General features: G+C 66.3%; 8 protein-coding genes. 2 read left to right on the top strand and 6 right to left on the bottom strand.

Features of this window, described 5'->3' with window-relative positions; translation table 11 throughout:
• Positions 1-189, top strand: a 189-nt coding sequence (locus BMZ69_RS22865) for a DNA translocase FtsK (protein WP_139219152.1), incomplete at its 5' end; no start/stop codon positions are given.
• A 165-nt stretch (positions 190-354) separates the two neighbouring features.
• On the opposite strand, the gene BMZ69_RS22860 is transcribed toward BMZ69_RS22865, so the two are convergent.
• On the bottom strand, positions 355-984 hold the full coding sequence (locus tag BMZ69_RS22860) for a hypothetical protein (protein ID WP_092161134.1): 630 nt from the start codon (positions 982-984) through the stop codon (positions 355-357).
• A 48-nt stretch (positions 985-1,032) separates the two neighbouring features.
• Entirely contained in the window at positions 1,033-1,344 is a 312-nt protein-coding gene (locus BMZ69_RS22855) for a hypothetical protein (RefSeq protein WP_092161131.1), read from the bottom strand.
• A 110-nt stretch (positions 1,345-1,454) separates the two neighbouring features.
• Between BMZ69_RS22855 and BMZ69_RS31730 the strand changes: the two genes are divergently transcribed.
• On the top strand, positions 1,455-1,706 hold the full coding sequence (locus tag BMZ69_RS31730) for a hypothetical protein (protein ID WP_092161129.1): 252 nt from the start codon (positions 1,455-1,457) through the stop codon (positions 1,704-1,706).
• Positions 1,707-1,713: 7 nt separating this feature from the next.
• Here BMZ69_RS31730 and BMZ69_RS22845 read toward each other — a convergent pair whose 3' ends face one another.
• The 4 genes from BMZ69_RS22845 to BMZ69_RS22830 all read right to left on the bottom strand — a co-directional run bounded on the left by BMZ69_RS22845 (position 1,714) and on the right by BMZ69_RS22830 (position 6,701).
• A complete protein-coding gene (locus BMZ69_RS22845; RefSeq protein WP_092161127.1) occupies positions 1,714-3,105 on the bottom strand; it encodes a M20 family metallopeptidase in 1,392 nt (463 codons plus the stop codon).
• A gap of 20 nt (positions 3,106-3,125) precedes the next feature.
• Positions 3,126-4,022, bottom strand: coding sequence for an ABC transporter permease (locus BMZ69_RS22840; protein WP_175506931.1), 897 nt, complete (start codon positions 4,020-4,022; stop codon positions 3,126-3,128).
• Between the two features lies 1 nt (position 4,023).
• Positions 4,024-4,941: an ABC transporter permease gene (locus BMZ69_RS22835; protein ID WP_092161123.1), complete on the bottom strand. Its 918-nt coding sequence runs from the start codon at positions 4,939-4,941 to the stop codon at positions 4,024-4,026.
• 233 nt (positions 4,942-5,174) lie between these two features.
• Positions 5,175-6,701, bottom strand: coding sequence for an ABC transporter substrate-binding protein (locus BMZ69_RS22830; RefSeq protein WP_092161121.1), 1,527 nt, complete (start codon positions 6,699-6,701; stop codon positions 5,175-5,177).
• Positions 6,702-6,823 lie beyond the last annotated feature (122 nt).

Raw genomic sequence — 6,823 nt, 5'->3', positions numbered from 1 at the left:
GTCGCGGTCGTGCTGCGCGACAAGAAGGCCTCGACTTCTTATATCCAGCGCCGCCTGCAGATCGGCTACAACCGCGCCGCCTCGATCATGGAGCGGATGGAGAACGAGGGCATCGTCGGACCGGCCAACCACGCAGGAAAACGCGAAATCCTCGTCGAGACAGGGCGCGCAAGGGAAGACGAGGAGTAATTCACCTCTCGATCAAATTCACCGTCATTCCGGACAAGCCGCGCAGCGGCGTAGCTCTGGAATCCATCGTAGAGCGCAGTTCCCTACGATGGATTCCGGCGTTCCGCTTCGCTTCAGCCGGAATGACGGAGCATGTGGGGCCACGCTCCAGCTTGAGACGACAGCTCAGTCCGGCCAGGACAGCAGAATCTCGTAGGCCGTCGGCTTGACGAGGCGCATGTCCGGATCGGCCGACGAGAATTCCTTGTCGCCGGAGAGCCGGTCGAGCGCCTTGGCGTCGGCGGCCTCAGGGTAGCCGAAGCGGATCGTCAGCCTGCAGCCGCCGAAAGCTTTTTCGAGCTTGCCACCCTGCCAGTCGGCGGCGGTGCCGGAATAGTCCCAGTTGAAGCCGAGGATGCTGAATGGCTTGCCGTTGGCGGCTTCGACCGCGGTGAGTGCGCTGCCGATGGCGAGGCGCTCGCCCGCCGGCCCGGCCACGGCCCAGGCCGAACCTTCGCGGACATAGATGGTGCCTGGCCCGCGGCGCTTCTTGCCGTCGCGCCAGCTCAGTTCGAGCCGGCGCTTCCTGTCCTTGGGAAAGAGAATGGCGCCGGCGGCCTTCTCGCCTTCGCCGATCTCGATGCGGGCGCGCTGGACGTTTCCGGCACCGAACGCCTTGATCAGGGAGGCTTCGTCGGCCTCGCGGGCGAAGGGGCCGCTGCAAGCGAGGAGGTCGGGGGTCTGCGCCCAAGCCGGCCCGACGAAGGCGACGAGCGTGATCGTCGCCAGTCGCCATAGCAGAGACAATCTCTTCATGCGGCTCCCCCTGCCGACGATGGCGCGCGACCGATCACGCCGCCCGCGTCAGACCTTGGGCGGCTTTGAACCCCGATCGAAGACGGGTGTCGCCTCGGTCCTGCCGGCCGGGTCTTGGCCGGTCGGGATGTCCTCGGCCGCCTGGCGGACGGCCTCTTCCTGCTCGGTCAGACCGTCCAGGGTGTCATTGGCGTCGCTGCCAGCGTCGTGGACATTGCTCTGGTCGCTGGCGCGGCGACGATCGCTGATCGGCGCATCTTGGTCGGGCCGAACCGAAGCATCCTCGGGCCGGACCGGATCGTTCTCGATGCGCTCGTCGAGCAGGGCGGGATTCTCGCGTGGCTTTCCATCCTGCGGCATGGCTTCGCTCCGTTGCCTGGGGCCTGCCGAACCAAGCTGCGAGCCGCGGCATTGTTCCGCGAACCTTCGCGAGGCGCGAGCGTTTAAAGACCAATGCTCAGGAGTGCTTCATGACCATGACCCGTAATGCCGGCGGCGCCCCGACCAGCCCGACGCCGCCCCCGGAACTGCCACCGATGAACCCGGGCGAGGTCTCGCCGGCGCCGCCGATCGAGAACCCGCCCGACAACGAGCCGAACGGCATCCCGAACGACCCGCCGCCGGAGTTGCCGCCGAACGCGCCGCCCGAGGGGCCGCCGGCGTCGCCGATCGATCTGCCGCCGGCCCGCGATCCGCGCGAGCCGCAGGAGCCCGCGCGCTGAACCCTGCTCAGAGCGCCGGGCGGTCGCTCTCGCCGAGGTCCCAGTAGAGCCCGGCCATCAGGCCGAGCGCCTCGCGCGGGATCGCGACCGGGACGTGCTCGTTCGGGGCGTGCTGCGAGCAGCCGGGATAGGAGTGCGGCACCCAGATCGTGCGCATGCCGACGATATCCGCGAAGATGTCGTTGGGCAGGCCGCCGCCGAGATTGGGCAGCAAAGCCGGCTTCTTGTTGGTGCTCTTCTGCAGCGAGGCCAGAGCCCATTCCACCCACGGATCATCGGGATCGAGCCGCGTCGCGTTGAAGACCGCATCGCGCGCCTTGGTGACCTCGACCATGCCGAAGCCATGGCGATCGAAATGGCGGCGCAGGGCCGGCATGACGTCGTCCGGATCGATACCGACAACGAAGCGCAGTGCGCAGCGGGCCCAGGCGCTCGGCGGCACGGCGTTGACCGGGGTCTCCGGGACGCCCGACTTCATCGCCAGCACGTCGAAGGAGCACCAGCCGAAGACCTGCTCGGCCGGCGACAGGCCGGGCTCGCCCCATTCGGGATCGATGGTCGGGCCATCGGGGCCGCCGTCGATCTCGCAATCGGCCAGCGCCTTGCGCACGGCTGCCGGCAATTCCTTCGGCACCCATTCATGGATGCGGATCTGCCCCGTGGGCGAGGTGATCGAGGCGATGGCATGGGCGAGCTGGATCGCCGGGTCGGAGAGGATGCCGCCCCAGTTGCCGGAGTGGTGGCCGCCCTCGCGGGCGTTGATGGTGAGGTCGAAGGTGACGCCGCCGCGAGCGCCCAGGAAGATGGTCGGGCGCTCGGCATTGAGGCGCGGCCCGTCGGAAGCGATCAGCACGTCCGACTTGAACAGCTCCTTCTGCTCTGTGCAGAGCTCGCGCAGGCCGGGCGAGCCGCATTCCTCGCCCATCTCGATCAGGTACTTCACGTTAAAGCCGAGCGTGCCGCCGCGCGTCTCGAGCACGGATTTCAGCGCGCTGATGTTGATCAGGTGCTGGCCCTTGTTGTCGACGACGCCGCGGCCATACCAGCGGTCGCCGCGCTCGGTCAGGGTCCAGGGCGAGAGGCCTTCGGCCCATTGCGCGTCGAGGCCGCGGATGACGTCGCCATGGCCGTAGCCGAAGATGGTCGGCAGGCCTTCGGCCTCGATGCGCTGCGCGAAGAGGAAGGGACCCTTGGCCTTGGGATGGTTGAGGATCGTGCAGGTGAAGCCGAGGCTCTCCAGCAGCGGCTGCATCTCCTTGTCGAGGTACTCGGCAAGGACCGGCGCCCGATCCGGATTCTGGCTCTCGGTCGGCATGGCGATCAGGCGCGACAGGTCGCTCTTGAAGCTGCCGGAGTCGAAATAGTCGAGCGCATGGGCGATCGCCTTGGCGCGGGTCATAATGGTCACTCCGTCAGATATCAGTTGCGCTTGTCGGGCGAGATCACGTCGCGCAGGCCGTCGCCGGCGAGGTTGATCGCGAAGATCAGCAGGGCGAGCGCCGTGCCGGGCAGGGCGATCAGCCAGAACGAGAAGAACATGTAGGCCTTGGCCTCGGAGACCATCAGGCCCCAGGACGGCAGCGGCGGCTGCACGCCGAGGCCGAGGAAGGAGAGCGCGGCTTCGAGCAGGATGGCGCTCGCCGCTTCCAGCGTAGCGACCACGATCAGGTGCGGGGCGATGTTGGGCAGGACCTCGCGCAGGATGATGCGGGTCGTGCTGGCGCCGGAGGCCTGCGCCGCCGTGATGTAGTCGAGCGAGCGGACCTGCTGGGTCGCGCTGCGCATCACCACGGCGAAGCGGTCCCATTTCAGCAGGCCGAGCACCAGGATGACGATCCAGAGCGAGGAGCCGATGATGGCGACGACGGCGAGCGCCACCAGGATCACCGGCATGGCGAGGCGAGTGGTGACCATGAAGGTCACGGCCATGTCGATGCGGCCGCCGAAATAGCCGGCGAGCAGGCCCATCGTCGTGCCGATCAAGCCGGCTATGGCGACGACGCTGACGCCGATGATCAGCGAGATGCGGGCGCCGTAGAGCAGGCGCGAGAGATAGTCGCGCCCGAGCGGGTCGGTTCCCAGAGGATGAATCCAGTTACCCTTCTCGTACCAGAACGGCGGGACGTTCCGGGCCGTCAGGTTCTGCAGATAGGGATCGTGCGGCGCCAGCACGGGGGCGAGCAGCGCCAGCACGATGAACACCACCAGCAGGCCGAAGCCGAACAGGAAGGATTTCTGGGCCAGCGCCCGGCGCAGCAGGCGGCGCCCGCCGGTGACGTCGCTGGCCGCGAGGGGGAGGGAGGTCGCGTCGCTCATCTCAGGACACCCGGATGCGCGGATCGAGCCAGGCATTGGCGATGTCGGCCAGCAGCGTCAGCAGGACGTAGACGACCGAGAGCAGCAGGACGATGACCTGCATGACCGGGAAATCCTTGTAGGTGATGCTCTGATAGGCGAGGTAGCCGAGGCCATCGAGCGCGAAGATCGTTTCGATCACCACCGAGCCGCCGAGCAGGAAGCCGAGCTGCACCGCCGTCAGCGCCACGACCGGCACCGCGGCGTTGCGCAGCGCGTGGGTGATGACGACGGAATAGGGCGAGAGCCCCTTGGCGCGGGCGGTGCGGATGTAATCAGCCGAAAGCACCTCGATCATGCCGGCGCGGATCAGGCGCATGAAGGCCGGCGCGGTGTAGTAGCCGAGCGCGATCGTCGGCATGACATAATGCAGCCAGGTTCCCGAGCCGGAGACCGGCAGCCAGCGCAGCGTGATCGAGAACAGCATGACCAGGATCAGCGCGAAGAAGAAGTTCGGCATCGCCTGGCCGAAGACGGCGATGGCGAGCGCCAGCCGGTCGATCCAGCTATTGGCGTAGATCGCCGCGAGCACGCCGAGCGGGATCGAGATCGCCAAGGCGAAGGCGAGCGAGGAGAGGCCGAGGATCAGCGTCACCGGCAATTTGGCGAAGACCAGCGTGGCGACGTCGGTCTTGAAATAGATAGAGGTGCCGAAATCGCCGGAGAGCGTCTTGAGCAGCCAGTCGAGATACTGGACGAGCAGCGGCCGATCGAGCCCGTAGGTCTTGCGGATGACGTCCAGATCGGCCTGCTGCGCGCCCTCGCCGGCGATCGCGACCGCGATGTCGCCGGACAGGCGCAGCAGGAAGAAGGCGATGGCCGAGACCGCGAGCGCGACGAGCAGCGCCAGGCCGAGCCGTTTGACGATGAAGCCTAGCATGGGGTGCGTCCGGGGCTGATCATGATGCGGAGCTTCCAGCGGTCCGTTCGTCGAGTGTGGAACTGCGACGCGAACCCCTCCCCCTTGCGGGGAGGGGCAGGGGTGGGGGGCGAGTGATTGGAAGTTCGGGTGGCTGGCATCGGCTTCGGTACGACGTGCGTATGTCGCGCTCCGGCTTGCCGCCCCCCACCCCTAGCCCCTCCCCGCAAGGGGGAGGGGAACGCGCCTGCGCGTCACTTCCAGCCCATCTCCCAGAAGCGGACGAGCTCGTCCGGATAGGCCTTGAAGTTCAGGTCCTTGTTGGCGACGTAGTAGACCGGCAGCGAATAGAGCGGCACGGCATAGGCCTTGTCAGCGATGATCTTCAGGCCGGCCTTGTAGGCCTCCTTGCGCACCGCCGGATCGACCGAGTTGTTACCCTTCTCCAGCAGGTCACGCACGGCCGCGTCGCGGGTGATGTCCTCGCTGCGGAAGGCGAAGTAGTTCGGCGTCGCGGCCGAGACGTCGTTTACCGAGAACGAGCCCCAGGTCTGGTGCGTCAGCATCGCCTTGTTGGTGGCGATCTGCTCGCGCATCGCGGCGTATTGCAGGAAGCGCAGATTGGTCTTGATGCCGACGGCCTGGAGATAGCCGATCAGCGCCTCGGTCTGGTTGCGCTCGCGATAGGCGACGATGTCCATGGTCAGGCTGGGATGGCCGGCTTCCGCCAGCAGCGCCTTGGCCTTGGCCGGATCATAGGGGTAGCGCGCCGCGCCCTCGTCGGTGCAGCCGAACTGCGAGGGGAAGCAGATCGTATTGATCACCCGCGAGCCGGTGCCGACGATGTTCTTGACCATCGCCTCGCGGTCGATGGCGTGGATGATCGCCTTGCGCACGCGCTCGTCCTTGAGGGCGGGGGCCGGCGTGCCGTCGAGGATGTTCATCTGCATGAAGACGATGCGCATCGTCTCGCCGGAGACGACCTGCAGCGTCGGGACCGTCTGGAGCTGGTCTGCCTGATCCTTCGGCACGTGCATGATCAGGTCGGCGCCGCCCGAGAGGATCTCGGCCATCTGGGTCTGGCGATCCGGGATGAAACGAATGTCGATCTTGCCGACCTTGGGCTGCGGCTTCGGCGAATCCTTGAAGTAGTCCTTGTTGAGCTCGAGCGTGATCGACTTGCCCGGCACATAGTTCGAGACCTTGTAGGGGCCCGAGCCGACCGGCTTCTCGTTCTGGCCCTTGGGGCCGACCTTCTCGTAATACTCGTTCGGATGGATCACGACCGGGCCGGCGAGATACTCGATCGCGGCCGGGAAGATCTCCTTGGTGGTCAGCCGGACCTTGTACTTGTCGAGCTTCTCAGCCTTGGCGATCCAGTTGACATTGCCCTGGGTGACGACCTTGTTCTCGGGCTTGGAGATGAAGTTCAGCGTGTAGACGACGTCGTCGGCGTCGAACTCCTCGCCATTGTGGAACTTCACGCCCTCGCGCAGCTCGAACTCGATGGTCTTGTCATCGACCTGCTTCCAGCTCTTGGCGAGCTGGCCCTTGTACTCGTTGGTGGCGGGGTCGCGGTAGATCAGCGTGTCCCAGACATTGGCGCCGATGATCACGCCGATGCGGACATTGTTGAAGAACGGATCGACGCTTTCCGGCGCCTGATCATAGGCGAAGCGGACGGTGTTGGCGGCCTTCTGGGCCAAGGCGGGCGTCGTAAAGGCGGTCGCAGCCAGAATGGTTGCGGCCAGGGCCGTTGAGGCCTTGTCGAAGAAGCGCATGTTGTCCCCTCGCAGCGTTGTCGCTTGTCTCGGTCGGCGGGCAGCCATGGGCCACCGTCACGCCGGCGACACAAACTCTGCACAGCTTCGTGCTTGCCGCCATAAGAATGAATCGAACGGAT

This window comes from Allobosea sp. CRIB-10 (assembly GCF_900112185.1).
GTDB lineage: Bacteria > Pseudomonadota > Alphaproteobacteria > Rhizobiales > Beijerinckiaceae > Allobosea.
Note: the sequence above shows the minus strand (reverse complement) of the source record. Positions and strands in the feature narration are given on the sequence as shown.